This is a genomic window from Paenibacillus sp. B46(2026), assembly GCF_056786355.1.
The window spans coordinates 3,222,959-3,248,222 of the sequence record NZ_CM165907.1 but is presented as its reverse complement, the minus strand read 5'-3'; the positions used below and the strand labels follow the sequence as shown (position 1 = coordinate 3,248,222).

Sequence of the window (25,264 nt, the reverse complement as noted above, 5' to 3'; positions counted from 1 at the left end):
ACTAACCACCTTCTTAGTATTATACTATTACAACAATAGTTGCTTTAGTAGTTCAATTGTATCCGGAACATCATCGAAGAACAACCAACAATGCGAGCCTTTTGTTGGTTTAAAAAAGGGAGATAGATTCATGGGACTTAAAGTAAGAAATATTCGTACAACCCGAACAAGAGAATCCATTTTCGAGTCACTTTTTGAACTGATGGAAGAAAAAGATTTTGATAAAATAACAATACAAAATTTAACGGAGCGAGCCCAAATCAATAGGGCAACATTCTATGCTCATTTCCAAGATAAATATGAATTGTTGGATGAGATTATAAAAAAATCAGCGGAAGAACTTATTCAACAACATACTAATGGTGTGTGTGCATTTACCAGAGACAATATGATGCACTTGGTATTCGCAGCATTTGAGTATCATCAACAAGTCAAAAAGAAATGTCGACGGAACTATAATAAAATTATTCCTCTTCTCTCTTCAAAATTAGTCATTGCACTAAAGCATTATTTGGATCTTTGTATGCAGGACATAAACTCTGATGAACGTACTTTGTACGCACAAATCTATGCTAACATGATTAATGAAGCAGTTACTCTGCATACTGCTGAACAAACTAAACTAACAGAACGAAGTATAGCAGAGCATATTGTGCGAATGATGCACCAAAACTAAACGAAAAAGGAGCAACATTAGTAACAGCAGCTACTCATATTGTTCTCACGTTTTGAGGAGGCATCAAATGCATCTGTCATGAATTATGCCTTCTTCATCAGAGTGATTTATCATACTTAATAAGTTACAGTCGTCAGTTTACCTATTATGGACAACTCTAAAGTTCAGGAAGTTTGGATTTATCGTAAAGCTTATTTTTTGGCAAAACCTTGCTTGTTCAAATAGGCCATCATTTGCGGCTGAATACTTCTCTCGAGGTGATCCTGGATATGGTCACTCCATCCTTTTACTTTTTTTACGGTGAAAGGAGCTCTCGTCGGACGATTTTCATAATACTTCAGCATGGTCTCATCATAGATTGCTAATTTCTCTTGATCCATTGGTTGGTATTGATTATCAAGCAATACCATGGATTGAGGGAGCCGTGGTTTCAGTTCCGGCTTATCTCCAGCTGGATTACCGATACATAATCCCACCAGTGGGATAACATATTTAGGTAAATTCAATACGTCAGATAGTTCGCTAATATTGGCTCTGACCCCACCAATGAACACTCCGCCAAGTCCCATCGATTCGGCCGCGGTTAACGCATTTTGTGCCATCAGGCCGGCATCGAATGAACCAATCAACAGAAATTCAATATATTCAATATCCACATCCGGAGCAATTTCATGATTTCGGTTGAAGTCTGCACAGAAGATCCAGAATTCTGCCGCTTCTTCAATATAGGGTTGATCGACACAGAGATGTCTGACTTTTTTTCGAAGAACTGGATCTGTGATGCGAATAATGGACACAGCCTGAAGAAGACTGAACGATGAAGTTTGATTCGCTGCCTGAAAGATTGCATCTCGTTGTTCCACTGTCAGAGGTTGAGATGTGTAAGAACGATACGATGTATGGTTATGAAGCAATTCGAGTGTGTTATTCATAAAAGCCCTCTCCTCTATCTATCTAGTTATTTCATTTCCCGTATTCCATACTCATAAGGAACACCCATATTCTCGCGTAGTGTTTTCCCTTCATATTCTCTATGGAACAGATCGCGTTCCTGCAAGATAGGTACTACCTGATTTACAAAATCTGCAACGCCATCAAAAGATACATCGGGCACGACTGAGAATCCGTCACATGCTTCAGCCAAAAACCATTCTTCCAAGAAGTCAGCAACCTGTGTAGGGGTGCCTGCAACGACCGGATGATAGTTGATGACCCCGTGAGCGAGAACATCCCGTACAGAGAGTCCTTCTTTTAATAACTTTAAGGCTCTCGGAGAACGTGGGTCCATGGGGTTGGCATATGCGTTTTTCAACAAGTCTGCCTCTAAAGGTTGATCTATAGCTACTGAGTTTACCGATAAGGGTAAACCAACCATGGATCCGAGGTAACTTACCCTACTGGGGATTTCCTGGGGATTGAAGCTCATAAGCTGTTTCCGACGATCCAGAGCTTCTTCCTCCGTTGAAGCCAGAGAAAACATAAAACCTGCAAACATTTTGATATCATCGGGGTTTCGACCGAAACGGGCAACACTTTGCCTTATGGCTTGTCTGTGTTCACGGGCAGACGTAATATCATAAGGATTGGCGTAGACTCCCGAAGCATATTTCCCAGCTAATTCTAATCCTTCATCTCCTCCCCCTGCCTGGAAAATAACTGGCTGCCCTTGCTCAGAGGGGGGAATGGGCAAAGGACCACGAGATGCATAATATTGACCCTGAAGGTTTATAGGCTGGATTTTGTCCATATCAGCAAATTCTCCTCCTTTTACATCTAACGTCCAAGCGTCTGGTTCCCAACTCCCCCACAAGGCCTGAACAATTTGTATGCTTTCATGTGCCTTGTCATAGCGTTCTTGGCGATTTTCAACCCGGGCACCGAAATTAGCCGCCGCTAGGGGGTCGGATGTGGTAACCGCATTCCATCCCACACGTCCATGACTGATAACATCCAGTGCTTTGAACTGACGTGCAATGTTGTAGGGATAATTAAATGTTGTAGAGAGGGTAGCAACAAGCCCGATGTGTTGTGTCTCTCTTGCTACTGCCATCAGTGCCAACATGGGGTCCATAGGGAACATAGGCGTCTGTGGGCCTAAATTATTGGATAATACTGGAGTGTCAGCGATGAAAATCATTTGAAATTTTCCTTGTTCAGCTAATTTAGCCCGTTCTACATAACTATCCATATTGGTGTAAGCTGCAGGATCCGTGCCAGGCATTCTCCATGCGCTAAATTCGGCTCCATAACCCGAAACCATCTGTAAAGCCAGTTGCATTTCACTTCTTTTTTTCATAACGATTTTCTCCTTCGTACTGGACAGGCACAGATATGTGTGCCCTTTCTATAGTGCGAACTAAGTATATTGATGGATCAGATTTTGTTCTGTTCAGTGAGGGTTATAGATATTGACGTTCACCGGTCTGAGCTGATTTCTCGACGGCATCCAGTAACTGATGAAGTTTCACCGCATCCGCGAAAGTAGGTGCTAAGGTAGTACCTTCTTGAATATCTTTGGCGAACTTACGATAAGCCTGAGCCATGTTCAGAACAAATCCGGAGTCGTTATATAGAGAATGTGGAGCCGAGTAATAGGCATCGGGAATGGTTAGTTCACGAAGCTCGTTGTCCGTAGATCCTGCACCGCGTAATTGGTGTGATCCGAATTGAATGGATGCAGGTGCATTCAGCACGATCGTTCCTTTGTCTCCGAAAATTTCTAGTGTTAGTCCTGTCTGATGTTTAACTCCACCTTGAATATGAACGCTGGCTGCTGCCCCATTAGTCAATTTTCCAGTAATCATGATCTGATCATCCGTTGTTTTCTTGATGACTTTCTGAATATCTACCAATTCAACTTCTGGAAACTGTTGAGCTGTGGTAGCAGACAATTCTGTAAAGCCCCCAAGCATGTAAGTGAAGGCATCCAGATTATGGCCCCCTACAATGGTCAGCAAGTTCCCTCCAACTTTCCGGTCAAACAAGTACGCACTCGACTTGTCACCAACGCCACCCATGCCATCAATGGAGATCTTCAAATTGGCAGATAACACTTTACCCACATAACCTTCTGTCAATAAATCTTTTACATATTGAACGGCCGGGGCTTGTCTAGCCTGTAATCCAATCGCATTTGGCAGTTGTGCGGACGCTACCCATTCCTGCATTTCCAAGGCTTCATCTGTATTAGAACCTAGTGGCCATTCACAATAGATTGGTTTGCCAGCAGGCACAACAGCTTTAACGGCGTTATAATGTTCCTTGACGTTAATACTGACAACGACCATATCCACATCAGGATGCTTAGCCAACTCCTCCATATTATCAAAGCCGTGATCTGCATAGAAAGCTTCTGCGCTTTTCTTTGCACTCACCATATTACTTGTCCCAACCGCTTTAAGCTCGAACTCATCCAAATGCTCAATAGCTGGAATATGTGTACCACTCGCCCACCCGTTATTAATTGATGCTCCTATGATACCTGTACGAATTTTTTTACTCATTGTTAAACATCTCCCTTGTTAAAATTTACAGTATGATCGAATATCAGTTTGTCTCCAGCCCTTATATATCTAATCAACACTATCCCAAGTTCCTTCTACTTGCTGTCTGCACTTATCAGTCACTCATTTCTATGATATATTTATTTAGCTTGCTAATTATTCAATCGAGATAACATTATTATTCTTTCACATTTTAGGTAAACTAAAATTGTTTTGGTGTTGACACCATCATAGGTGTATTTGTTTTGTTAGCAAAGAGGGCAATTTAAATGAACATAGTACATCTTTTTGTACCTTTGGATCAGGAGTGATATGAATGAGAGTTTGCAACGAAGGATTTGATAAAGACTTTATAGATGGAAAAAGTGACATGTACGCCATAGCTTTTACTCAGAATGTCCTTTCTGGGCGTTGGAAATATTTTATCTTATGGTACCTAAAAGACGAAACACGTCGATATACGGATATCAAAAAATTTCTTGGAGATCTGTCTCAAGGCTCCCTCACAAAGCAGCTTAAAGAGTTAGAGAATGATGGTGTTATTCAACGTGATGTATATCCGGAAGTTCCTCCGCGAGTTGAGTATTCGTTAACAGACAAGGGAATGAAGTTACTACCGATCCTTGAAAAGATGGAGGACTTCGGCAAAGAATACGGCTAAGCAACTTAAACTAGGCTTCCATAATACTTATCTTTGTTAAAGGGGGGATGATATGTTTTTCTTCTTTTTTTTCTCCTTGCTTTTAGTACTGTTCTGACTATCGCCTCTTTTCGACTTCTCCTTATTTAATAAAATCCAAAAAAGCCGCTAATATAGCGGCTCTCAATCGGGCCTTACTCTGGTCCCTCTCAATATTGTGGTATCAACATTAATCCTATGGTTTAATATTAGCTTGCTGACCATCAGGAGCCACCGACTTATCGTCCGTCTTCACACCCCTGCGCTTCTTGTACCCTTTAAATATGGAATACCCCACTATGATTAAGATAATCGGCATTCCGTACAGTAATGAGGAGAAAACGTATTTTTTCTTATGTTAATTGTATAGACAAATAAAGTTGCTATTGTAGCAACTTTATTAAAAGACATTTTTAGATTTCTTAAACATTTTCAGGCTCATACATTCCGTAACCATTCTTGCCATTCTTTTTAATCTTGTACATGGCTCCATCCGCATGTCTCAGAAGTTCGGAAGGCTCCTGTCCATGCTTGGGAAATAGGCTTATACCAATACTCATCGAAAGGTTGATATAGTTTCCGGCAATTTTGAAATGGGTACTGAATGCAGCTTCCAATCTTTTGGCGATGACTTCAGCATCGTGATCATCTTTCAGATGGCTTAAAATGATGAATTCGTCCCCGCCAAGCCGAGCTACAGTGTCCGCACTTGGAATTGTTTCGCTTAATCGCTTTGCCATTTCCAGCAACACTTGATCGCCAACATGGTGTCCATATGTATCATTCACTTGTTTAAACCCATCAGCATCCACAAACATGACGGCTAGTTTGCTATGGTTTCTTTGGGCATTACTGATGGCCCAGGCAAGACGGTCATTATAAGCAAGACGATTAGGCAGACCTGTAAGCGGATCATGCAAAGACAAATGCTTGCTGATTTTCTCGGAGATTTTGATTTTGGCGTACTCCGTCTCCAATTCTTTGATCAGATTTTTAAGTTTATATACCCTGGTATTGGTGTTTGTCATGTCAGTAATCTGAATAAGGGCATAACTACGATCTTCATGATAGAGCGGTTCAACATGCATATTTTGTCTGAATAATTGTTCATCCTCTCCTTCATTAGGAAGAATGAAGGCCTTATGTAACGCGCTTGAGCAAAATCTGCTCTGTCCATGATACAGCGCATTTTGCAAAATATTTAGATACATATTTGATTTAAACCGTGGGCAGACCTCAAGCAGATTCAAGCCTACTACCTCTTCTACACTCTTGCCAGTAAAGCGCTCCAACCAGGCATTCCACACAACAACTTTCAAATGCCTGTCCACGATCATGATTCCCATATGGGCTTTGTTCAAAGCTTGTGAAATAAGATTATCCATTGTCCGCCTCCAACAAAGCGTCCATTTTGGCCAGCAGGCTCGATATGGAGTTCATACTTAATGCTATGACAATGATACCTGTCACATCCGTATCGGCAAGTAAAAACGAGGTATGTAAAACCAGGACATAGACTTCATTCTGAAGCAATATTTGTTGATCGGAATTGGTGACATAGATCAGTTCAATATCAGGCAGGACGTATTCCAGTTTGATCTCCAGGAAATTACCGAATTCTCCAATAATGGCGTTAAGCAGGACATTGCTAACTTCCTTCAAAACGTCCAAATCCGTATCCATCAGGTTCGGATCGTTCGGTATAACGCTCTCACCCAGTTCTCCAAGACAAATGTTTGCCAATACTTTAGCCTGCTCAACAGGAAACATCAGAAATGCTTTCCCCTGAAATTCGTATCCAAACTGTAAGGATGACCTAAACAGGTGACCTTCACTAAAGAAAATGTTGTATCTTCGATCTCCAGGATCAACATCGGATATGGAGATTAGTTCCACTTCCGGAATATTCAAAACGATACGCTTGTCTACAATCTCTGACAACATGTTAGCCGCTTGTCCCACGTAAACGTTCACTAGTTCAGTAAGCAAATCCTTCTGTAAATCATTCAGCATGATAGGCCGCCTGAATCAGTTGAATCATGGTAGTTGCCTTCTCTGCGGTTAACGGTTTATTCAAAAAACCAGAAATGCCTAGCATTTCAACTTCATCCCTAGTTGTCTTCTGAATATCTGCAGATAAGATAATAATTTTGACATTGCTATCCGTTTCTCGAATCATTCGAAGCATTTCTTGTCCGTTCAAACCAGGCATCAGCAGGTCGGTGGTTATAAAATCAGGTTGAAACTCCTTGAATAGGTTGTATCCTTGCTCTCCATTGTTAGCAATCTGAATCTCGCATTCGGGTATATGATCAACAATCAGCTTTGTGAGCAATTTCTGTACGAAAATGGAGTCTTCTACGATTAATACTTTCATTTTCTCTTCAGTCTCCTCGATAAAATGGTAAGAGCTCGGGATGGTCAGGCGCTGTGGACAGTTCTTGATAAAGGGCTTTCGCGCGCAGTGGCACCCTGAAAAGAGACTGACAGGTGAATCAAGTAAATATAAATTATAGTAACTTTGATTTAATTGTCAACAACATTATTGAATAGATTAGATTCGTTTACAATTGACATGATATAGCGTGCGTCTGTAAAACATGAAAAAAACGGTCACCATAGTGACCGTTTTTGATCGGTTATCTGCAACTGCATCTAAGTTTACTCTTTTACCCCACCAAGCTGCAAGCCATGAACGAAATACTTCTGCAAAAATGGATATACGACTAAGATGGGTAATGCGGCAACAATCGTAATCGCTGCCCGAATAGATACAGGTGTGACCATGTTACGCGCAGCACCAAGATCTGCACCATTGGCAACGGCTGCACTGCTATTGGAATTCATAGAAGATGATAATAGTTTCATCAACTCATATTGCAGCGTGCTTAGGTTTTGTTTGGAAGATGCATACAGAAACGTATCAAACCAAGAATTCCATTGACCGACTGCAATGAACAGGGCAACAGTAGCCAGAACCGGTTGGCACAGCGGTAGAATAATGGATATGAATGTTCTGAAATCTCCAGCACCATCAATTTTGGCGGATTCGATCAATCCCTCAGGTAGTGTCTGGATATAGGTTCGAATAACAATCATATTAAAGGCACTGATCAGCCCAGGAATAATGTACACCAGGAAGTTGTTTAACAAATGCAAATCTTTCATTAGGAAGTAAGTTGGAATAAGACCTGCACTAAAATACATCGTAAGAACAACGGTAATGGTAATGGGCTTTCGTAATATATAATCTTTTCGACTTAGTGTGTAAGCCAGCATGGAGGTTAAGAATAGACTTAAAACTGTCCCCAAAACCGTTCTCGCCACAGATATACCAAAGGCGCTGAAGATGGTCCCTCCTGCAAATACTGCTCTGTAGTTCTGATCTGTCCATACGCGAGGCCACAGATAAATCCCACCCCGGATGGTGTCATTACCGGCATTGAATGATACGGCGAGTGTATTCACAAACGGATACAGGGTAACAATCGCGATTGCGATCATCAGTATACCATTTAACGTATGGAAGACAATCGGTTCAAGCCGAGATTTATTGATTCCCATCTCTAGTCCCCCTTATATTAATCGGTCTTCCCCGAGCCGTTTGGAAATTGAATTCGCCGCAAAGATCAGCGTGATACTAACTACTGTTTTGAAGATACCTGCCGCAGTAGCCAAAGAATAATTCCCGATCTGTAGTCCGTATTTCAGGACAAATATATCTATCGTCTGTGACCAGTCGACAACCACACCATTACCTAACAGATACTGAACCTCGAATCCAGCTTCCAAAATCCAGCCCATATTCATGATCAGCAAAATGATAACAATGGATTTGATTCCGGGTAAGGTCACATACAGCATTTTCTTATATCGGTTCGCACCATCAATCTCTGCCGCTTCATAGAGGGAAGGATCGATAGACGTGATGGCCGCCAAATAAATAATGGCATTCCAGCCAACTTCTTTCCATACATGGGATGCGCCTACAATGCCCCAGAAGTATTCCGGAACGCTAAGCCACATGATAGGTTCTTGAATGATATGCAGCTTCATGAGTACCACATTCACAATCCCACCATCTACAGATAGTGAACTTGCTACGATACCTGTCACAATAATCCATGAGAGAAAGTGAGGTAAATACGATATTGTTTGAATCGTTCGTTTATATAACTTATGTTTGATCTCATTAAGTAAAATGGCAAATATAATTGCTGTCGCAAATCCGAGCACCATATTGATTACACTCATCGCAATGGTATTACGAAGCACGTTAAGAAATGCATCGTCTGTTAGCAAAAACTTAAAGTGTTTGAGCCCGACCCATTCCTGCTGGGAGAAACTCTTGGCAGGACTGTAATTCTGAAAGGCCATAACCCAGCCCCAAATGGGGTAATACGAGAATACGAGAATGTACGCAACGATGGGCAATGACATGAACATGAGTTGTCTTTGTCCGCGCAATCGTTTTAACAGTGGTGTTTTGGGAACGACTGTACGGGTGGTTTGCTCTGGTATGGCTCCAGGCGTGTTCGCCATCTTTCACTCCTCCTATTGGCTTGCAGCGACTTTAAGCATGATGTCCTCGGAAGGCACTCGCCTGAGTAATCCTTTGGTTGATACCTTCCGAGAGAATCATTGCCGCATTTTTTTATTTAACAGACCAGTTCTCGATTCTCCATTTCAGTTGTTCATTAATCCGGTCTTCATAGGATTTGACATCGATTTTCTTGTAAGCGTCTACATATTCAGTCCAAATGTTATCGAACTCATCCGGTTTTGACATGATTGCTTTAGGCAAGAATTTCAATGAAGTGTCTGTCATTTGTTTGTTCGCTACCGCAGCATCAGAGCCTTCTTTCAGATCGACCTGCCATGCTGGATAGTACACTGGATTTTCTGGTGCAGGAGAGAAGAAGTCACTCCACGTTTTGAAGCCATATGCATCCAGAAGTTCTTTATCTTCCGGTTTGAGGTTGTCATAGAATTCCTCAGGTTGGTTGATCGCTCCAATTGCATTGCCATCTTCAAATGTTCCTTCGAGCTTTGGTGCAGCAGCGTAGAAACCTTCAGCTTTGTTGACCAATCTCCATGCCGGATCATCCTGCTCTGTCCGTTGCTCTGGTGTACGATAGAATCTTCCCTCTTCATTCACCTGATAGTCTACACCCTCTTCACCCCATGACAAGAGCTTCTGGTACTTCTCGTCCATAAGCTTATCGAGGAATTTGATGAGTGCAACAGGGTCTTCGGCATCTTTACTGATACCAAAACCATTGTTCAAGTTAATGACCGGACGATCCAGATAATGATCTGTGATACTTGTATCATAGACAAGCGGGAAGCCTACGTATGTCTGGCCAATTTTCCCCTGTGCTACGAGTGGGTCTTCGCCGGCTTGGAAATTCCAGTGCTGGTCGAACATACTAAGCACACGTCCCGAAGAAATTTTGGCCAGATATTGATCGTAGTTCTGAACAAAGGCTTCTTTATCCAGCAATCCTTCATTATACAGATTGTTTAGTTCTTTATAATACCGTTTGGAGATATCTTTGTCGGCAAAAACGGTTGCGACTCCACTATCATCTACGACTACGCCCCCGTCGTTGGGGTGACCCGTAAGATGTTCAGGTGGGTTAAGCAAAGGGAACGTCCGCCAGTCTGAAGCCAATGTAGTGAAACCAATCGTCGGTTGACCATCAATCGTTGGATTCTTGGCTGCATAATCACGGATCAACTTTGTGAAATCATCCAACGTTTTAGGAGTCGGGTACCCGGCATCCTTCAGTATGGACTTTTGAATCCAGAATGCAGGACCAGAATAATAGTTACTAATGAACTCCCCTGTATACACTCCATAGTTAGGCAACCAGTAAATATGTCCATCACTGGAGTCTTTCATCCGGTTCCAGTCTTTACCGAAATGTTTCTTCAGATTAGGTGCATGCTCTTCAATGAGATCTTCGAGCGGAATAACCGCACCGGCTGATACCAATTTGGTATCTGCTGTGATCAAGTCAGGGAAATCGCCACCGGCAATCATAACGCCGAGCTTCTGTTGAAGATCACCCACAAGAAACTCCATCTCAAGATTAACGCCGAGTTCATCCTGGATCTTCTTGTAGATTCGGTTATCTTTAGCTGGCGCCTGATTTGGCGTTCCGATAAAGGCCGTGATGTTCAGTACCTCTTTCCCATCCTTTGTAGTTGCTTTCTCATTGTCACCGCTGCATCCTGCCAGTGCCAAACTCAAAGCCAGAACGAGTGATACGGAACCCCAAAGCTTCTTTTTCTTAAGTCCCCCCATGTACTTGCCCTCCTTGGAAGTGGTATGTCTTACTGTTTTTAGTATGAAGAAATGTATGCGGTTACAAAATATATATATTTAAGGTCCACCCCCCTGTAATTGCAGGTCTTATTCAGGAGGGGTTCTTCTTTTTCATGGATCAATTCGCATACTTTTGCCTGTATTCTACAGGTTTCATGGCTGTTCGTTTTTCGAAGTGTCTGAGAAAATGCTGGTAACTGCGGTACCCTACCTGCTCTGCAATCGCACTTGATGTTTGATTCGTCTGCTGGAGCAGACGCTTCGCTTCTTCCATTCTTAGATCATGTACTACCTCAATTACACCCTTGCCGTACTTTCGCAAAAAGGATTGCCCTAAATGGACAGGATTCACGTAGAATCGTTCTGCGAGCTCCTGGATTGTAAATGTCTCCCTGTAATGCATCTGCACATATTCAGCAACCGTCGCCTGAATGCCACCCATTTGCCTCTCCCGGAAAATAGCCAGTTCTGACTTGCATTGCAAACAGAAATGTTCCAGATTGTTAGCAACCTCTTCTATATTTCGATGGCCCTTCTCCAGAATTCCGCTCGCCAATTCGTTCATTAGAGCATTAGGTTCTCCTCCTAATTCTCTACACAGGGACAGTCCGCGGAATATAATGTGGGTAGAGAAAATATGTACAATCTCTGGCGCAGCCTTCATCTGTAGAAACAGTTCAAAAGCACTCCGAATCGCAGACGAGAGTTCCTCTACAGAACCGTTTTCAAGCAAATCGCAAATATGGTCCACTTCTGATAGCGTTTCCGGATCAAACTGCCAATTCTCCAGCTGAATATCTTCGGCAAACAAAAGACGTTCTTGATTAAAAAACAAATAACGCCCAACTTCCTGAGCGGAGCGGAAGGATTCAGATAAATGCTCCAGTTTGTTGATCGTTAATCCAACCGCGATATGAATATCTTCGCAGCCGTTATGTTGCATGTTGTTCATCAAACGCTGGGTAAAAACTTTAATTGCTTCAAATGTCCCATTTCTATCATTCGCTTCCTTCCCCCATACAAGTCCCAATGAGTCTCTTGTTCTGTCAATCACATAACAGCAAGTTGTTTCTTCAGCCGTTTGTTCGACTACTGAACAGACTTCCTGAATATCTCCCTGAAAGGCTATCCGCAGGTATGCCCAATGGGACTTGTTTAAATAAGGAAGGATCTCTGACATCTCTTGCTCCGATATATTCTGCTTATCCTTAATCAGTGCAGACAAAAACGCTTTGATCCTTTGCTCGTTTGCATGTTCCCGAATACGCTCCTGGTTTTCACGCTCCTGCAATTGCATACGGAGACGGACCAACATTTCCTCTGCTTCTGTACTGTCAACCGGTTTGGTTAAATAGTTGGAGACACCTAATCGAATAGCTTGTCTGGCATAATTAAAGTCACTGTATCCACTCGTGATGACAAACAGCACAGACTCATGTTCCAATCGTCGTGCTTCTTCTACAAGTTCCAGCCCATTCATCACAGGCATACGAATGTCTGTCACCACGAGATCAGGTTGATCTTGTTCCATCATCCGAATGGCTTCCTCACCGTTGGCGCACACGCCTCTGATTTCAAAACCATACTTTTCCCAATTGATCAGAAGCTGTAACCCTTCAATGGCATACGGTTCATCATCGACTAACAGTACTTTATACATGAGAGTTTACCTCCTATTTCCTCTGTTCCAGCTTGGAGATTGGTATACGGTACCCTGCAATGGTTTCCTTTCCAGGTACACTGCTTAGATCAAATATCGCATTTCCTTCATAAAAGAGTTCCAACCTGCGGTAGACATTGCGGAGTCCTACATGCTCGCCGTTCCTGGGTCTTTCAGAACGAATATCTCGCAGAAGCTTGGTTAGTCTCCCTGCATCCATACCGATTCCATTATCAATCACCTGAATAACCAGTTCAGAAGCGTTTCGTCTCGCCGTTATCTTGATCTGTCTTCCATTTTTTCGCGCCTGCAAGCCGTGTTTGCAGGCATTTTCGACGAGCGGTTGAATACTCATTCGGGGAATGAGCAACGAAGCTGCATCAGGATCAACCTCGAAGGTGTAATCAAACAGCTCTCCAAAGCGAAACTTCTCAATCTGGAGATAAAGATTCGTAAATTCCAGCTCTTCTTGCAAAGGAATCAGATTGTCAGAATGACTGAGCAACTGTCTCATCAGCTTGGACAGGCTTTTAATAATTTCAATTACTTCCGTATACCCATTCTTCGTACTAACGACCAGCAAGGCATTTAATGTGTTAAATAAGAAATGTGGATTCATCTGGCTCTGGAGCATAGACAATTCAGTCCTCACTTGATCCAGCTCCAAATCTTTTTGACGGATTTCCAGTTTATATACGTCATTAATCAGCGTATGAATTTTACCAATCATGATATTAAATGTACGAATAAGCCCGCCAATTTCGTCGCGGCCTTCGTGAATTTCAATCAGATCAAATCGTTCGTTACGAACCTTCTCCATATGTCTGGATAGCTTGCGAATCCGATAGTGGTAGGAACGCAAAATAATGTAGATCAATACAGAGGGGACCACGATACTTAATGCGAGCAACCCCAGAATTGATTTAAAGGCTTCTTGCAAAAGGTGGTCAAGGTGGCGCGTATCGGCAACTCCAATCAATTTCCAACCCTTTAGGTAGGCTAGATTCCCCAACGATTTTTCGAGCGTGTAAGCAGAATTGCCAGATTCCTTGAGCATTGATTCATTATCAGGGGGGGATAAGTCGGTTTCGCTAAACTCCCCACTTGAAACGACAGTTCGATTGTTGCTGTCCACCAATCGCAGCTGAAGACTGTCTGATTCACGATTTAAGATGCTATACACCCGGCTAAGTTCCAGATCAATCTTGGAATACTTGTTGTAATTGGCATAGGATGTATAGGTATCCATTTTTCCAATCACACTGATTCTTCTTCCCGCGTTAAATCCGGATGGCTCAATATAATCAACGACAAGAATGCCTCCACTGGTGGATTTCAGCTGTTTCAATCCAGGAAGTACATTCTTGTCTTTCATCACGATATAATGACTGCCCGTCTGAATGGTATCGTTATCCGTGTAGATACGCACCTCCAGAATATTCGCTGACATATACCGTGTTAATTTATCTCGCAGGAATGCATGGTACACGTTGTAATAATCGACGGGGGAGTGATAGGTCCGATCCAGTGCCTCATAGAGCGAATCGTCTGCTGCAATAATTCGGCTCAAGGCAACGCTCTCATCAATCATGCCTAGCAGTTCCCCCGCAGCCCTGTCGATGGATTTACGCAGATTTTCCTGTTCTCTAATCTTGATATCCGCAGAGGTTCGTTGATAAAAGAAGATATTAATCGTTATTACAGGAAGGAGAATACTAAGTACATAAATAAGCAGAAATTTGGATCGGAGAGGAATATCATTAACCTTACGGAACATCCAGAATTTATGACGCATATAATCACCCTTGGTTTTTGTTTTTATAGACTGACGGAAGCTCCCCTGTATGCGCTCTGAACTTTTGGGTGAAATATTCAGCATCATGATATCCTAGCCTGAATGCAATGTCAGTGATCTTCATATTGGTACGTCGCAGGAGTTTACGGGCCTCCTCAACACGAAGCTGGTGCACATAGTCACTGAAACTGACCCCCATCTCCCGTTTGAACTGTTGACCCAGGTAGGCAGAATTCACGTGAATACGATTAGCTACATCTTGTAATTTAATTTTACTTCGATAGTTTTGCTTCAATTCATTCACTGCTTCTGCAACCAGCCCTCCCGTACCCGTTTTTTGCTTCAATTCAGACTGGGAAAGTTGCTTGGACAGTCGAACACACAGGTCTTGCAATGTGCCGGAAGACCAACTCGCAGCCTCATGCCATTCTTTTTCACATAGTATTTCTCTACAACCCTCTCTTTTTCCATATTTTCGTAGCAACTCCCCATGGATATATCGGATGACATGATGTATCCATTCCAACGAAACCTCTGCTTTTTCACTTTTCTCTAACAGTGCACTCACTGCAATATCGATGGAATACGTGTTTTCTGCTTCAATCAACGCCAAGATCTCTTTGGAGATGTTCATCATTTGCTCTAAATCATATTCTTCGCTTATTCGATATTCATTAAGATGATTTTCATAAGCTTCATCTGTAACCATGACTCCATTTTGTTGTTTTTGCTCATTTCTGCGTTTGTCCAGAGGTTCAATCATTTCCATAAGGATTTGATGAATTTCCTCGGGAACAAGAGGTTTAAGCACATACTGATCGACCTGATACCGTATGGCTTGCTTCGCGTAATTAAAATCCGAGTATCCTGTAACGATAACAATTTTAGAGGTATAGGAGAGATCTTCTCGCAAGGTGTGAATCAAACCAAGACCATCCATAACAGGCATTTGAATATCAGTGACGACAAGATCCGGTTCAACCGAGTTGAATAAAGCAAGTGCTTCCTCCCCATCCGTTGCCGTTCCGCAGAGTTCATACCCACAAGCTCGCCAGTCAATCATTGTTCTCCATCCTTCTAGCATAAACGGCTCATCATCCGCGACAATGACCTTGTACATTAGCTCACCTCTCTTTTATCCTTGATCAGCTGCATGTATTTCATCTATATCTATAGGTAAATTCCAGTTGTTCTGAAAACGCTAAACAGCAGAACAACAGCAGGATTGTTGTCTGCTTGCACAACTTGGAGAACAAAATTTCTACCAATCTCATCGTCATTAATCAATAACATAGAAAATAGTTCCATCAGACCGTACTATAAGAACGCTCCGATTGTAGCGAAGCGCCGGGATAACAATTCAAGTGTAACGCTTACATTTTGGTACAACAACCTGTTAAACTATAGGTTTTCACCCGATAAAGTATAGGTTTAGCTCAGAAGTAATCTATTGTCAGGAAAAAGATTTTTCATTCTCTACGCACAATACGGAATCCTTGATCAGGACCAAAACCATTTGCATCAAATTTGCCTCGAAATGATATTTCATTGTTATTGACACCGCCAATCCAGCCTCCGCCTTTCACAACTCGCCAGGATTGATTGGGACTTTCCGAATCACTGTACCAGTCCCAGCACCATTCTCTCACATTCCCAGACATATCATAGATTCCTAACTCATTCGCCTTCTGAGTTCCGACTTTTTTGGTTTGATTACGGTTGCTCTCAATAGCGGGCCAGCTCCAGTCACCCGTCAGAATGTTCTTGCCGGCATTTACCCAGTACCAAGCAACTTCATCAGGATTGTTACTTCCGCTGTATGTGTAATTTAAGCTCTTTTGACCTCCACTTGCAGCGTATTCCCATTCTGCCTCTGTGGGTAAACGGTAACCGTTGGCGTCCTCGTTGATCGTTACAGTCCATTTTATATTGTCGTTTTCATTGTGATTATTCGTGTCCTGGTTGTCTTTGTCTATATTGTAATAAGGTTTCAGGTTTTCTTTTATACTTTTTTGATTACAGTATTCCACTGCGTCATACCAGCTGACCATTTCAACAGGCAGGTCATCTCCCTTGAAGCCAGAAGGGTTTTCCCCCATAACCTCCATCCATTCTTTTTGAGTTACTTCGTATTTGCCAATATAGAAGGAATCCAGCGTTTCATTCCTATCAATCTGACTCGGCTTACTGCTCTTGAAGGCTCCCCCTTCGACTAATACCAAGTCATCGTTTAATTTGGTATTACTTGCTGAACAAGCACTTAGACTAACAACTATAGCGATTAAAGTTAACCATACCAGCTTCCTCATTCACTTATTCTCCTTTACTAAGCATAAATCCGGCAACGTCGAGGTCCGTTAGTCTGGAGAATAACGTTACTCAACGCTACCAGAAAATTGAATTCAAATGCAGGTGCAGAAGTTGAACTGCATCACATCATTTTTACCAAACCGTCACGTTTGCGCTTCCGCTGCTTTGATAACCTTCCGTTGCCATCACCTGATAGGACCAGCTGTTGCCTAAGTACATCCCTTTGCTCGCCCATGCATTCACATGATTACTGAACGTGATGGTAGAATTGACTCCGATTGGTTTCTTGGACTGTCTAACACTCCAATACTGAGGGAAAGTCTGAGTACCATCAATGGAAGGTGCATTGTATCTCATCGTTGTATAGATGTCATATGTGCCGCCATCACTAGTCATCGAGCCCTTATACGTTCCGGTAGGACGATACGTTCCCCAGCTATCCACCACGTAATATTCAATTAGAGCGTTTCTAGTCCAACCATAGAAGGTGAGATAGCCGTTACCTGAAGGAGAGAATACGCCGGCATTATAATTGACCACTCGATTAGGCGTACCGTATGTCCACCCTTTCCCGACAACAAAGTTCCCGGTATTTTGCCAATTCACGCTGTAATTCCCGCCCGATCCATTCACGGCGTTGACCGTTCCTCCGCCATCTGTCCAATTTTGCCAATAATCTGTTGCTGCGCTCGATGTGGCTGCGAAGACACCAAAACTCATGGAAGCTGCAAGAACAACGGTTAACAATTTTTTGCTAAATTTAAACATAGATTATACCTCCTGATATTTTAATAGATTTGGTTGATGCTACAATCCGATATGAATGTTTTCAGCAAATTCACTTGAAAAGACGTTGCGAGAACAGATACAGATCGTTCTTCCACACGGGCCAATCATGTCCTCCACTTTCCTCATGCCAAATGTGAGGTACTCCGTGTTGCGTCAAATATTGGTGAACCCCAAGACTAATCTCAATAAGATTGTCCTGTTCACCGCAAGAGATCCATAACAGCGAGAGCAATGAAGGCGCTTTCGAAAGATCAGGGACAAGTAGCTCCGGACTTCTGGTGTTTGGAGCTGCGGAGAAAGCACCGATCCATGCAAAATGGTCTAGATTACTTAATCCGATATTTAAGGATTGACCTCCACCCATGGATAAACCAGCAATCGCCCTTTTATCCCGGCTTTTATGCAAAGGGTAGTTCGACTCCATGTAAGGTATCAAATCGTTGAGCAGATCGGATTCAAACCGTTTAAATGCTTGGATTTTCTCAGGTTCAAACAGGTCTCCTTCGGCTCGGTCATTCGTCATTGCGCGACCGTTGGGGAAAACAATAACCATCGGCTCAAGCAAGTTATCGTTGTACAGATTATCGAGAATAATTTGTGGAGAACCATGAGTATGCCATTCGGTTTCGTCTCCACCAATACCATGCAAAAGAAAAAGTACAGGATACATCGTTGTCGAAGAAAATTCTGGTGGGGTGTACACCATCGCTTTACGGGAATTGCCAACCGTGGTGGAAGGATACTCTACCGTCTCCATGACTCCACGTGGTATATTCTCCCGATACTGGTCATATCCCGTTACTGCTGATGAGATCAATTCCATTCTCTTTTCCTCCGAACATATGAGTGACTATCAGTCTTCAGTTAATCCACATAGCCAAAACCCAGAATGGTGAAGCATTTATGTTCATGACCTTCCGCCATTTCGATCTCGATGGAGTGCTCCCCCACATGCTCTTCGTTAAGCAGAAGTGTGGCATGGCAATGGGTCCAGTTCACTTGACGCGGATCAACTTTTTGGACGAATACCCCATCTACCTTGATATGTGCGGTTCCGAATTCGTCGTTACCAGAATCCTTGAAGACCAGAATGAGGCGTTTGCACTGCAAACTTATCCTAAAGCTGCTTTGCGCCTCTTTTCCCTCTCCTGTACGCATCCAGTTGTTGGGGAACTGAGGTGTACCATAGTCATGAGCATCCATCTCAGCCATCTGTAGATCCGTGTCCGTTTTACAAAAAGATCCAGCATCGATTCGGGCAATATTATTGCCGTTTTTCCGATCCAACAGCTTCACATTAACAAATTCATTTCCAATTAGCGGAGCTTTTTCAATATCATGATCTTTCTCATCCCACTCAGAACGATTCGTCACGTCGAACAAATATTCCAAACAATCGGCCATAATTCGATGCCCTATGTTAGTTGGATGATATATATCATGGAAAAATTGCTTTTTGGAAATAACGTTGCCTTCACCTTTTGTCTTGTTGAACTGATCTACGACAGCATCTTTCACACTTACCATTGGCAGATCATAATGCCAGCCTACCGGAGCGAGACGATCCTGTAGATTCCAGTCATTTTCGAATACACTGAATAACAAGATGACCGCTGGCTTGTTATCGGCAGTAAGTGCTTTGAGTACCAGACTCTCGTAACATTTACCTTGGGTTTCATCATCTGCGTCATTGACTGCGAATTCGATTATGACAATATCCGGCTGAACGGCACCTCCCCTCAGCACATCACGATCATAACGTACAATCCCCAGTTCTGAAGGAGTTCCACCCACACCTGCTTTAATCAGATGAATGGGACTATTTTTTGAAAGCGCAAACATAAACTTGAACGACTCATACGACCGATAAGCGTAACTATGGAGATGAATAGGTACTGCACCAGCACCATGGGTAATGGAGCCTCCAATATAAGCGATAACGACAGGTTCGCCGTTTTTTGCCTTCTCAATGGCTCGTTTTAATCTGACATTATTCCCTTTGTTCAGAAGAGATCGGCCAATCATGTCGCGATATCCATGTGACTCAAAATCAATTGCGGGCTTGACTGCCGACGCTGTCACTCCAACTGGATCGCGCGGTGCAGTGAATTCCGTGTTTTCACCTGCATCTCCTGAATCCTGGAGCATAAATCATCATCACATCCTTCCGGTTAGATTCTGACCATCCTCAAACAACTTTTAAAGAATCACAGCTTGTATTATTAGATCAGATGTGATCCTTCTCCCAAAGTGTATCCCTTACATAATTTTACAACAACCTGACAAAGTATAGGATTTTAACCAATATATCATTTTAATTTGAGTATAATGACATGCAGATCAGAACACCTATAATTTTTCATGTAAACGCTTTAATTTGTATACTATTTCCATGTTATAATTTTGAAAAACCGCATTAATGAAGGAGGATACTCATGAATATCACGGGTCAAGGCGCGTGGGATACGGGTACATATACAAATCTGTTTTTGAAGCTAGGTTACGATGAGAATGAGATCACGAATAGATTGGAAGAAACATGGAACGAGCTGTTTTATGGCGATGAAAATACTCGAATATATTACCCCATGGGTGAGGACAAGGGGTATTTTCTGGACACTGGTAATCTCGATGTTCGCTCCGAGGGCATGTCCTATGGCATGATGATGGCTGTTCAGATGGACAAAAAGGAAGAATTTGATCGACTCTGGAATTTCTCACACACGTTATGCAACATAAAGCGGGACGTTATAAAGATTATTTTGCCTGGCATTGCAAGCCTGACGGAACCAGACTCTCACAAGGTCCTGCTCCTGATGGTGAGGAGTTTTTTGCCATGGCACTTTTTTTTGCCTCCAACCGCTGGGGCGATGGCGCTGAACCTTATGATTACAAGGCACAAGCCCGCAAAATCCTTCGTGCATGTATACATCAAGGCGAAGACGGCGAAGGCGATCCCATGTGGGACCCGGAAACAAAACTGATCAAATTCATACCAGAAACACCGTTTAGCGACCCATCCTACCATCTGCCTCATTTTTATGAACTATTCGCGAAATATGCGGATGAAGAAGATCAGAGCTTCTGGAAAGAAGCGGCGACCGCTAGTCGTGCTTACCTTCATACAGCCTGCCATCCCGTAACCGGATTATCACCTGAATATGCGAACTATGACGGCTCTCCGGCTCCAATACAGCCGCACGGTGATTTCAGACATTTTTACAGTGATGCCTACCGTGTTGCTGCAAATATAGCGCTCGACTGGGAATGGTTCCGCAAGGATCACTGGCAGATCGAACAATCCAATCGGATTCAATCCTTCTTCAGTGATATTAAAATGTCCGATTATCGTCGTTATACAATAGAAGGTGAACCTTTCGACGAACCTTCACTGCATCCTGTAGGTTTGCTGGCTACCAATGCCATGGCTTCACTGGCTGCGGACGGCCCACCTGCTGACACATTCGTTCACAAGTTCTGGAACACACCTCTGCGTCAAGGAGAGCGACGTTATTACGACAATTGCCTGTATTTTTTCAGCATGCTGGCTCTAAGCGGAAGATATCGCATGTACTAAACTAAGGGAATTTGCACGAGCCGTTGAATCTGTCCTGTGAACCTTTGGCTTGCAGGACAGGTGCAATCACAGAACTTTAAGAAGGATGCAACGATATTACGATTTAATCTATATCAATAAAAAACGTTCCCGGCTCGCATATGTTGACTGCGAATCGAGAACGTTTGGTTGTACAAATACAGGCAGTAACTTTTCCCACTCTGTATATAATTCAGAGAGTTTAATTATTTGGAAACAGAAGAAGTATCATAGGAAGACTGCATAATCTCCAGATATCGATTAATGTTCAGTCCCTCCAGGCCTTTCACATATTCATCCCAATCCTTATCCAGACTTTTGGCACCTGTAATAAATTGCAGGGCGTTCTGATCGATGTAATCCTTGAGATTGGTCTGCATCATGCTGGCTTCATCAGCTTGGGACGGATCTACCCACAATGCCCAATGAGGGAAAATCTCTTTCGGTTCCTTGCCCTCCATTAACAATGTCGCCTCATAGAGACGTCGCTCACCACCATCATTGGCATAGATGTCTGTCCCCTGTACTTCGGAGTCCCGATATGCCTGATAATGATTGTACTGACTCAATGCAGCCCAACTGTCATTACGAGGTTCTTCTCCAGAAGGAAGCGGAATGGCTTTATATAACGGCTCAATCTGATCATTGAGCGCCACTTCTCCTTCTTGTGGTTTGCGCCAGCTTACGCCCTCTTCTCCCAGATATGATGCCATGGTTCCTTCCTGGGTATAGAGATAATCCAGCAGCTTTATGGCCGCGATCTGCGTTTCCTCACTGGCTTTGTTTGTCAGTACAAAAGACGCTCCGGGATCAATCGGATAGTTGTACGTAGCATAAGCAGCATGGGGTCCCTTCAATGGAGGGATGGGATTGTAATCATTCCCGTAAGGAGAACCTTCGGCAGTGGTTACGAATAATGATGGATGCATCGCTGCTCCCGCACCGAGAAGCTGTGCATCAGCGTTATCTCCAATTTTTTTGAAGGCCCCGACGTTTTGGGTAAATGCCCCTGGATCAATCAACCCTTCATCGTACAGTGATTTAATATAGGCAAGCCCTTCTTTCCACTCCGGTTTGTTCACTACGGTCTCCACTTCCCCCTGATTGACAATGAGATAATTCCGATCGTCGTCATAGATAAAACCGTTCATCAAGTACGGAATAATGTGCACGCCGAAATTTTCAGTCGAACCGCTTAGCGGTACTTCGTCGGCTTTACCGTTCCCGTTCGGGTCTTTCGTTTTAAATGCCCGAAGCATTTCCTTAAATTCTTCTGTCGTCGTGGGTTCGGTCAGGCCCAGTTGTTCCATCCATTTGGTGTTGACCCACATCTTGTTTGGGTATGAACAGTGAAAACATTCATTCAGACCCGTCAGACCATAGATATTTCCGTCAGGAGCAGTGTTCATGGCCCGATAATAGTCATTGCTCTCAAGTACTTTTTTAATATTAGGAGCATGCTCCTCAATCAGATCATTCAGCGGCAAAATAACCCCCTGCTGACCAAACTTCAACAAGTCTGTCTGGGAGAAACGATCTACCCAAGGGATGAGCAGATACAAGTCCGGGTAATCACCGGAAGCCAGTGAAATCTGTCTTTTCTCCGCTGCACCGTCGAATGGAACCGTGGTCCAGTTGAACTGAATATCAAACTTCTCTTCCATTTTCTTCGTGAATTTGTTAGTGGACAGGTTGGTATCCGAACCCTGGTGAGCAAACACATTAATGGCCGTCTTGCCTGACGGATCGCTGCCTTCCCCGTTCCCCTTTTCAGAGCTTGAACATCCGGCAAGTACCAACGAGGTAAACAGCATACAGGCAAGAATGATGAATCCCGCTTTTTTCAATATAATCCTCTCCTTCATGAATAATAGAAAAAATGAACTTATCCTTTGACTGAGCCAATCAGCATACCTTGCACGAAATACCGTTGAACAAAAGGATAGATGATTAGCACGGGCAAGCTGGCCATCACAATTAACGAGTACTTCATGAGTTCAGCCATTTGCTGCTGTTTGATCATTTCCGATGCATCCATGCTCCCCGTACTGCTGTTCAGAATAAGAATGCTGCGTAATATCAGCTGTAGCGGATAGAGCGACTGTGATTTCAGATAGATGAGGGCGTCAAAGTATGCATTCCACTGACCGACAGCGTACATAAGTGACAACACGGCGATAATCGGTTTGGCGAGTGGCAGGATAATACTGAAGATAAACCGGATGTCACTGCAGCCATCGATGTCTGCTGCTTCGGACAATTCTTCCGGTATCGAATTCTGAAAAAAGGTACGGGCAATGATGACTTGCCATACCCAAACGGCATTGGGAATCAGCAACGCCCAGCGGGTATCAATCAGTCCCATGGTTTTGACCACCAGATAGGTAGGGATCAAACCGCCTGAGAACAGCATGGTGAAGGTAATAAACATCATTAACGAGCTGCGACCAACAAACGTTTTTTTGGATAATGGATAAGCAATCATAATAGTCAGTGCCACGCTGATGAAGGTGCCGCAGGCTGTATAGAAAAGGGAATTGGCATACCCGGTAAGAACCTGATCATTCCGCAATACAGACTTGTAACCGTCAAACGTCAGGTCAATGGGCCACAACCAGACTTTTCCCGAGGAGACGGCAGCAGGGCTGCTGAGCGAAGAACTCACAATATATATCAAGGGATACAGCACGGCAATCAGCACCACAGTCAGCATGAAGTAAACAACCGTTATAAATACGCGGTCTCCCCAGGATTCACGGATCGTACTGCTGCTTTTGATCCGCGGACGACCTGCATTTGTCTGTGTGTTAGGCATGGGTTGGTACTCCTCCTTTCACTCCCGTTACCATAAGCTTGTATTGGACAGTCGCTTGGCGACCGCGTTTACGAGTAATAGCAGAATCAGGTTAATCACCGAGTTGAACAGGCCAACCGCAGTAGCGAAGCTGTAATTGGCATTCAGCAATCCTATTTTATAGACATACGTGGAGATGATCTCCGAAGCAGACAGGTTGAGCGGATTTTGCAGCAAATATATTTTTTCGAACCCAACAGCCATGATATTCCCTACACTCAGGATCAGAATGATGACGGCTGCCGGAAGTAGTCCAGGCAGATCAACATTGATGATTTTCTGTATTCGGTTGGCTCCGTCCACTTTGGCGGCTTCATATAGGGATGGATCAACACCTGCCAGAGCAGCCAGATATATCACAGCGGAGTACCCCATTCCCTGCCACACATCGGAGAATACGTAGATGGATCGAAACAGTCCAGGCTCACCGAGAAAATTCACCGCTTCGAAACCAAGGGCACCTGCAATCGTGTTGACAATACCCAGCCTAGGAGACAGAAAGAGCATAATGATGGAGACCATAACAACGGTAGAGATGAAATATGGAGCATACGTCACCATTTGTACTGTTTTTTTGAATCGTATGTTTTTGATTTCGTTCAGCGCCAGCGCCAGTAATATAGGAATCGGGAAACCAACGATCAGGCTGTAAAACGAAATGTAGAGCGTGTTCTTGATCAGCATAACAAACGCCGGATTTTTAAAAAGTAATTCGAAATACTTGGTTCCGGCCCACGGACTGCCCCAGATCCCCTTGATGACGTTGTAATCTTTAAATGCCAGGACCGCATTCATCATGGGTACATACTTGAAAATAATAAAGTAAGCAATCGGTGGCAGGATCAGCAGATATAGCTGCCAATGTCGCCTCCAGCTTCTGGATAATGCTTGCTTCAAGGCAAACGCTTTACTTGGTTTCTTCACGGACTTTGATTCACTGGTCATTGTGGTTCTCAGGATCATCCCCCCATTCTTGGCTCCCAATCGCGCTGAACTTCAGCTCAATTTGGTAGCGTTTACTTTTTGAGTAATCATAAGATTGCGCTGGGGATGCGTAAAGGTACAGTTACGC

At 43.3% G+C, this 25,264-nt stretch carries 21 protein-coding genes and 1 pseudogene; 3 read left to right on the top strand and 19 right to left on the bottom strand.

Annotated features, from left to right (window positions below):
- Positions 1-130: 130 nt before the first annotated feature.
- Entirely contained in the window at positions 131-676 is a 546-nt protein-coding gene (locus AC1S8V_RS14720; RefSeq protein ID WP_482074222.1) for a TetR/AcrR family transcriptional regulator, read from the top strand.
- Positions 677-867: 191 nt separating this feature from the next.
- Here the strand turns inward: AC1S8V_RS14720 and nfsA are convergent, their stop codons facing one another.
- From nfsA to AC1S8V_RS14705, 3 genes are all read right to left on the bottom strand, one after another.
- Positions 868-1,608: an oxygen-insensitive NADPH nitroreductase gene (gene nfsA, locus AC1S8V_RS14715; RefSeq protein WP_336760225.1), complete on the bottom strand. Its 741-nt coding sequence runs from the start codon at positions 1,606-1,608 to the stop codon at positions 868-870.
- A gap of 26 nt (positions 1,609-1,634) precedes the next feature.
- Positions 1,635-2,972, bottom strand: coding sequence for an NtaA/DmoA family FMN-dependent monooxygenase (locus AC1S8V_RS14710; RefSeq protein WP_482074221.1), 1,338 nt, complete (start codon positions 2,970-2,972; stop codon positions 1,635-1,637).
- 103 nt (positions 2,973-3,075) lie between these two features.
- A complete protein-coding gene (locus AC1S8V_RS14705; protein ID WP_482074220.1) occupies positions 3,076-4,179 on the bottom strand; it encodes a Gfo/Idh/MocA family protein in 1,104 nt (367 codons plus the stop codon).
- A 316-nt stretch (positions 4,180-4,495) separates the two neighbouring features.
- Between AC1S8V_RS14705 and AC1S8V_RS14700 the strand changes: the two genes are divergently transcribed.
- Positions 4,496-4,840: a winged helix-turn-helix transcriptional regulator gene (locus tag AC1S8V_RS14700; RefSeq protein ID WP_482074219.1), complete on the top strand. Its 345-nt coding sequence runs from the start codon at positions 4,496-4,498 to the stop codon at positions 4,838-4,840.
- A 440-nt stretch (positions 4,841-5,280) separates the two neighbouring features.
- Here AC1S8V_RS14700 and AC1S8V_RS14695 read toward each other — a convergent pair whose 3' ends face one another.
- From AC1S8V_RS14695 to AC1S8V_RS14635, 13 genes are all read right to left on the bottom strand, one after another.
- Positions 5,281-6,243: a diguanylate cyclase domain-containing protein gene (locus tag AC1S8V_RS14695; protein WP_482074218.1), complete on the bottom strand. Its 963-nt coding sequence runs from the start codon at positions 6,241-6,243 to the stop codon at positions 5,281-5,283.
- Entirely contained in the window at positions 6,236-6,871 is a 636-nt protein-coding gene (locus AC1S8V_RS14690) for a hypothetical protein (protein WP_017688455.1), read from the bottom strand. Before AC1S8V_RS14690 ends, AC1S8V_RS14695 begins: the two co-directional genes overlap by 8 nt.
- Positions 6,861-7,235, bottom strand: coding sequence for a response regulator transcription factor (locus AC1S8V_RS14685; RefSeq protein WP_036615858.1), 375 nt, complete (start codon positions 7,233-7,235; stop codon positions 6,861-6,863). The genes AC1S8V_RS14690 and AC1S8V_RS14685 overlap by 11 nt, the downstream gene beginning before the upstream one ends.
- A 284-nt stretch (positions 7,236-7,519) precedes the next feature.
- Positions 7,520-8,422 carry a carbohydrate ABC transporter permease gene (locus tag AC1S8V_RS14680; RefSeq protein WP_017688457.1) on the bottom strand — a complete coding sequence of 301 codons (903 nt, stop codon included), beginning with the start codon at positions 8,420-8,422 and terminating at the stop codon, positions 7,520-7,522.
- Between the two features lie 12 nt (positions 8,423-8,434).
- Complete coding sequence (locus AC1S8V_RS14675) at positions 8,435-9,400, bottom strand: ABC transporter permease (protein WP_482074217.1); 966 nt, start codon at positions 9,398-9,400, stop codon at positions 8,435-8,437.
- Between the two features lie 112 nt (positions 9,401-9,512).
- A complete protein-coding gene (locus tag AC1S8V_RS14670; protein WP_482074216.1) occupies positions 9,513-11,168 on the bottom strand; it encodes a type 2 periplasmic-binding domain-containing protein in 1,656 nt (551 codons plus the stop codon).
- Positions 11,169-11,307: 139 nt separating this feature from the next.
- Positions 11,308-12,849 (bottom strand): response regulator, encoded by a 1,542-nt coding sequence (locus AC1S8V_RS14665; RefSeq protein ID WP_482074215.1) that lies wholly within the window; start codon positions 12,847-12,849, stop codon positions 11,308-11,310.
- 13 nt (positions 12,850-12,862) lie between these two features.
- Positions 12,863-14,644, bottom strand: a complete 1,782-nt coding sequence (locus tag AC1S8V_RS14660; RefSeq protein ID WP_482074214.1) for a sensor histidine kinase — start codon at positions 14,642-14,644, stop codon at positions 12,863-12,865.
- A 4-nt stretch (positions 14,645-14,648) separates the two neighbouring features.
- Entirely contained in the window at positions 14,649-15,764 is a 1,116-nt protein-coding gene (locus AC1S8V_RS14655) for a response regulator transcription factor (protein WP_482074213.1), read from the bottom strand.
- A gap of 349 nt (positions 15,765-16,113) precedes the next feature.
- Positions 16,114-16,953, bottom strand: a complete 840-nt coding sequence (locus AC1S8V_RS14650) for a formylglycine-generating enzyme family protein (RefSeq protein WP_482074212.1) — start codon at positions 16,951-16,953, stop codon at positions 16,114-16,116.
- Between the two features lie 133 nt (positions 16,954-17,086).
- Entirely contained in the window at positions 17,087-17,722 is a 636-nt protein-coding gene (locus AC1S8V_RS14645) for a glycoside hydrolase family 11 protein (protein WP_336760206.1), read from the bottom strand.
- Positions 17,723-17,792: 70 nt separating this feature from the next.
- The gene (locus AC1S8V_RS14640; RefSeq protein ID WP_482074211.1) at positions 17,793-18,566 is read right to left on the bottom strand and encodes an alpha/beta hydrolase; all 774 of its coding nucleotides are present in this window, start codon (positions 18,564-18,566) and stop codon (positions 17,793-17,795) included.
- Positions 18,567-18,607: 41 nt separating this feature from the next.
- On the bottom strand, positions 18,608-19,891 hold the full coding sequence (locus AC1S8V_RS14635) for an SGNH/GDSL hydrolase family protein (protein WP_482074210.1): 1,284 nt from the start codon (positions 19,889-19,891) through the stop codon (positions 18,608-18,610).
- 287 nt (positions 19,892-20,178) lie between these two features.
- On the opposite strand from AC1S8V_RS14635, the pseudogene AC1S8V_RS14630 reads away from it, so the two are divergent.
- Positions 20,179-21,320, top strand: a pseudogene (locus AC1S8V_RS14630) (family 8 glycosyl hydrolase).
- A 224-nt stretch (positions 21,321-21,544) separates the two neighbouring features.
- On the opposite strand, the gene AC1S8V_RS14625 reads toward AC1S8V_RS14630, so the two are convergent.
- Genes AC1S8V_RS14625 through AC1S8V_RS14615 form a run of 3 tightly spaced genes read right to left on the bottom strand, consistent with a single transcriptional unit; the run spans position 21,545 to position 25,035 of the window.
- Positions 21,545-23,203 carry an ABC transporter substrate-binding protein gene (locus tag AC1S8V_RS14625; RefSeq protein ID WP_482074209.1) on the bottom strand — a complete coding sequence of 553 codons (1,659 nt, stop codon included), beginning with the start codon at positions 23,201-23,203 and terminating at the stop codon, positions 21,545-21,547.
- 20 nt (positions 23,204-23,223) lie between these two features.
- Positions 23,224-24,153: a carbohydrate ABC transporter permease gene (locus AC1S8V_RS14620; protein WP_482074208.1), complete on the bottom strand. Its 930-nt coding sequence runs from the start codon at positions 24,151-24,153 to the stop codon at positions 23,224-23,226.
- A gap of 27 nt (positions 24,154-24,180) precedes the next feature.
- A complete protein-coding gene (locus AC1S8V_RS14615) occupies positions 24,181-25,035 on the bottom strand; it encodes an ABC transporter permease (RefSeq protein ID WP_482074483.1) in 855 nt (284 codons plus the stop codon).
- Positions 25,036-25,264: the final 229 nt, after the last annotated feature.

Excerpts from the sequence above, each read along its gene's own strand:
- AC1S8V_RS14695 (WP_482074218.1), bottom strand. The coding sequence starts at position 6,243 with ATGGATAATCTTATTTCACAAGCTTTGAACAAAGCCCATATGGGAATC.
- AC1S8V_RS14640 (WP_482074211.1), bottom strand. The coding sequence starts at position 18,566 with ATGGAATTGATCTCATCAGCAGTAACGGGATATGACCAGTATCGGGAG.
- nfsA (WP_336760225.1), bottom strand. The coding sequence starts at position 1,608 with ATGAATAACACACTCGAATTGCTTCATAACCATACATCGTATCGTTCT.
- AC1S8V_RS14690 (WP_017688455.1), bottom strand. The coding sequence starts at position 6,871 with ATGCTGAATGATTTACAGAAGGATTTGCTTACTGAACTAGTGAACGTT.
- AC1S8V_RS14670 (WP_482074216.1), bottom strand. The coding sequence starts at position 11,168 with ATGGGGGGACTTAAGAAAAAGAAGCTTTGGGGTTCCGTATCACTCGTT.
- AC1S8V_RS14700 (WP_482074219.1), top strand. The coding sequence starts at position 4,496 with ATGAGAGTTTGCAACGAAGGATTTGATAAAGACTTTATAGATGGAAAA.
- AC1S8V_RS14710 (WP_482074221.1), bottom strand. The coding sequence starts at position 2,972 with ATGAAAAAAAGAAGTGAAATGCAACTGGCTTTACAGATGGTTTCGGGT.
- AC1S8V_RS14655 (WP_482074213.1), bottom strand. The coding sequence starts at position 15,764 with ATGTACAAGGTCATTGTCGCGGATGATGAGCCGTTTATGCTAGAAGGA.
- AC1S8V_RS14675 (WP_482074217.1), bottom strand. The coding sequence starts at position 9,400 with ATGGCGAACACGCCTGGAGCCATACCAGAGCAAACCACCCGTACAGTC.
- AC1S8V_RS14720 (WP_482074222.1), top strand. The coding sequence starts at position 131 with ATGGGACTTAAAGTAAGAAATATTCGTACAACCCGAACAAGAGAATCC.
- AC1S8V_RS14685 (WP_036615858.1), bottom strand. The coding sequence starts at position 7,235 with ATGAAAGTATTAATCGTAGAAGACTCCATTTTCGTACAGAAATTGCTC.
- AC1S8V_RS14635 (WP_482074210.1), bottom strand. The coding sequence starts at position 19,891 with ATGCTCCAGGATTCAGGAGATGCAGGTGAAAACACGGAATTCACTGCA.
- AC1S8V_RS14665 (WP_482074215.1), bottom strand. The coding sequence starts at position 12,849 with ATGTATAAAGTACTGTTAGTCGATGATGAACCGTATGCCATTGAAGGG.
- AC1S8V_RS14625 (WP_482074209.1), bottom strand. The coding sequence starts at position 23,203 with ATGAAGGAGAGGATTATATTGAAAAAAGCGGGATTCATCATTCTTGCC.
- AC1S8V_RS14645 (WP_336760206.1), bottom strand. The coding sequence starts at position 17,722 with ATGTTTAAATTTAGCAAAAAATTGTTAACCGTTGTTCTTGCAGCTTCC.
- AC1S8V_RS14705 (WP_482074220.1), bottom strand. The coding sequence starts at position 4,179 with ATGAGTAAAAAAATTCGTACAGGTATCATAGGAGCATCAATTAATAAC.
- AC1S8V_RS14680 (WP_017688457.1), bottom strand. The coding sequence starts at position 8,422 with ATGGGAATCAATAAATCTCGGCTTGAACCGATTGTCTTCCATACGTTA.
- AC1S8V_RS14650 (WP_482074212.1), bottom strand. The coding sequence starts at position 16,953 with ATGAGGAAGCTGGTATGGTTAACTTTAATCGCTATAGTTGTTAGTCTA.
- AC1S8V_RS14660 (WP_482074214.1), bottom strand. The coding sequence starts at position 14,644 with ATGCGTCATAAATTCTGGATGTTCCGTAAGGTTAATGATATTCCTCTC.
- AC1S8V_RS14620 (WP_482074208.1), bottom strand. The coding sequence starts at position 24,153 with ATGCCTAACACACAGACAAATGCAGGTCGTCCGCGGATCAAAAGCAGC.